At 51.5% G+C, this 3,010-nt stretch carries 4 protein-coding genes; 3 read left to right on the top strand and 1 reads right to left on the bottom strand.

Annotation, left to right across the window (positions count from 1 at the left end):
- The 3 genes from ACWA6V_RS20060 to ACWA6V_RS20050 form a co-directional block, all read left to right on the top strand.
- A partial coding sequence (locus ACWA6V_RS20060; RefSeq protein WP_449524153.1) for a YdcF family protein occupies window positions 1-292 on the top strand: 292 nt, incomplete at its 5' end.
- A 57-nt stretch (window positions 293-349) separates the two neighbouring features.
- Entirely contained in the window at window positions 350-1,222 is an 873-nt protein-coding gene (locus tag ACWA6V_RS20055) for a LysR family transcriptional regulator (protein WP_449524152.1), read from the top strand.
- 263 nt (window positions 1,223-1,485) lie between these two features.
- Window positions 1,486-2,430, top strand: coding sequence for a carbon-nitrogen hydrolase family protein (locus ACWA6V_RS20050; protein WP_449524151.1), 945 nt, complete (start codon window positions 1,486-1,488; stop codon window positions 2,428-2,430).
- Here ACWA6V_RS20050 and ACWA6V_RS20045 read toward each other — a convergent pair.
- Window positions 2,370-3,010: hypothetical protein (locus ACWA6V_RS20045; RefSeq protein ID WP_449524150.1), on the bottom strand; the 641-nt coding region annotated here is incomplete at its 5' end. The genes ACWA6V_RS20050 and ACWA6V_RS20045 overlap by 61 nt on opposite strands.

Below are 3,010 nucleotides of genomic sequence, written 5' to 3'. Positions count from 1 at the left end.
CTTCGGCGAGGACCAGGCACACAACACCCTGAGCTCCCTGTCGGCCGTGGCCGCTGAGCTGCGGGCAAGGGACATGGACAGCGCCGTCTTCGTCTCGGATCCGACCCACATGCTGCGGGTGCTGCGGATCGCCGACGACATGGGGATCGAAGCCTACGGGTCGCCCACGCCTACGTCGCCAATCCAGGCGGACCCGTTGCGCCGGGTCCAGGCGATCGCCCATGAGCTGGGCGCGCTGGCGGTCTACTTCGTCACGGGCGGGGCTCCACAGGTGGAACAGACCGGCGGCTGACCGGATCGCGCTGGGGTGGGCGGGTCCGCGCAGACGTCGGGGTCCGCGCAGGAGTGCGTGCCACGCAAGCATGTCGTCGCGACCGGCTGTGGATTTGCGTCCGGCTCACGGAAATTGGGAATATCACCACCGGTAGCAACACGCGCAGTGGCAGATTTGGAAGAACGCCTGGGCGTTAAATTACTCACGCGCACCACGCGTTATGTGCGCGTGACCGATGCAGGGAAGCGCTATCTGGAAGATTGCAAACGTATTTTGAGTGAGATAACCGAAGCCGATGATGCAGCAGCTGGCATCAACGGTGAACCCAGTGGCCATATTGCCATCACTGCGCCGGTTGTACTTGGCCGCATGTTTGTCCAACCCTGTGTTATCGAATACTTAAATCGCTACCCCAAAATGGATGTCAGTGCGCTCTATCTTGATCGCGTGGTGAATTTATTAGAAGAAGGATTAGATGTTGGTATACGCGTAGGCGAACTGGCCGACTCCAGCATGCGCGCCGCGCGTGTCGGAACAGTGCGCCGCGTAGTCTGCGCCTCGCCCGATTACATTGCGCGCATGGGTTTGCCACAAAAACCTGAAGATTTACTTGAACACACCATAGTGTCTGCCAATGGTGTGAACCCGAGTATTGAATGGAAATTCAGCCAGGAAAAATCTGTACGCATTAAACCGCGCTTAAGTTTAACCACTAATGAATCCGCTATCGATACCGCCGTTGCAGGCTTCGGAATTGTCCGCCAAATGTCCTACCAAGTTGCACAACAATTAGAAAGCGGACAACTCAAAATATTATTAAGCGACTATGAATTACCACCCTCACCCGTTCACGTACTACACCGCGAAGGCCGCTATGCCTCTGCAAAAATCCGCTGCTTTGTGGATTTAATGGTGGAAAGATTAAGGGAAAATAAGGCACTGAATTAAAGGCTGGAAAGGCAATGGTTTTTGGATATTGTTGGGGGTTATAGTGCGGGTTGGTCGGCACTATAAATTTCCCAAAACTTTCCATTGAATTGATAAGCCAATAGATGATTGACTAATTTTAGATGGCACGCAAGTCGGTCAGCCATGCCCAACCTACAGTAACTACCAACGGCAGCGTTTGCACAAACCAAGAAGTCAAAATTTTTAGCACGGAAATTTTTCTTCAAGCGATTTGACTAAAAAATCAGGAATAGGACATCAACATGAAAATTGCCATCGCACAAATTGCACCGGTATTTTTAGATCGCGCGGCCTGTATTGAAAAAGCGGTGCAAGCGATTCGGGAGGCGGCAGCGAATAATGCTGCGTTTATCGTATTTCCTGAAGCGTTTATTGGTGGTTATCCTGTTTGGGTTTGGCGTTTGCGGCCGGGGGTTGATCACGCACTTTGCGCGGCGTTGCATCAACAGTTGGTTGAGCAGGCTTGCACGCTCTCTGGTGACCAACTCGAACCGCTTTATACCGCGGCAAAAAAATATCAAATCACCGTTGTGTGTGGTTTAAATGAACGCGACAGCCTTGGTAGCCAAACAACACTTTTCAATACAGCGATCACCATCAGCCATGAAGGCAAATTACTGAATAAACATCGCAAACTTGTGCCCACCAATGCCGAGCGGATGGTTTGGGGGCAAGGTGATGGCAGTAGTTTGCAAGTGAGTGATACTGCAGTCGGTAAACTGGGCACACTGATTTGCTGGGAAAACTACATGCCCTTGGCTCGCTATGCGCTCTACGCCCAAGGATTGGAAATGTATATTGCGCCGACTTACGACTCGGGCGACACCTGGCTGCATTCCATGCAGCATATTGCGCGCGAAAGTGGCTGCTGGGTGATCAGCGCCAATAATGCATTTCGTGCAGACGATCTTGCGCCCGCTATTTTGGATTTGCCGGACGCTTACCCGGAACCGACAGAATGGATTAATCCCGGTGGCTCCGTGGTGATTGCACCCGGCGGCAAAGTGGTTGCCGGGCCTTGGTATAACGAGCAGGGATTATTTTATGCGGAGGTGGATTTGTCACAGATAACACACGCACGGCGAAGCCTGGATGTTGCGGGCCATTACGCCCGCCCCGACGTTTTTCATCTGGAAATTACCCCAGTACCTGAAAGCCCACTGTCCATTAAATCCACCGGCAGATGACCCAGCAAATTATTGACACTGAATATGGCCGCACGATTTTTATCGGCGAGAACACCCTGCCCTAATTTGGGAACCCGGTTCGCATCGGTTTGGTAATTCAGATGGTGAAAATGTTTCGCAAACTGCGCATTTTCCATATCGCGCGTGTAAGGCCTTGATGCAACAGAAAGTGCCGCGATACGCACAGGGTCAATCGTGCGGCTAAACCGTGTAAACCCCTTGTAGCGAAAATGTTCCGCCACTATGGCATCACTCAAACGAATAAATGTGTCCATTAATTCATGAAGCACATTTTCTGGCGTTAGGCTGTTGATCATCAGGCTAAATTCAATTTCATCAAACTCTGGCATTTCACCTTCAGCGCGACGACCACTGGGCGCATTCCCAAGCTTTATATCCAGAATAAAATGCTGTTTGTGCGCTAACAGATCGACTATCTCGATACTGCGTTCACCAAACTGACAACGCTGTATTAGTTGCTGCAAGATTTCCAATTCATTCACCGCAACACGCGCCACTGGTTGTACCAGCTCAGGGTTATTAGCCATCAAGGGTAGATCCTGATGGGTACTAAAGGGCG

It is taken from the genome of Cellvibrio sp. (assembly GCF_053579595.1).
Note: the sequence above shows the minus strand (reverse complement) of the source record. Positions and strands in the feature narration are given on the sequence as shown.

Coding starts and splice junctions, on each gene's coding strand:
- ACWA6V_RS20050 (WP_449524151.1), top strand. CDS start 1,486: ATGAAAATTGCCATCGCACAAATTGCACCGGTATTTTTAGATCGCGCG.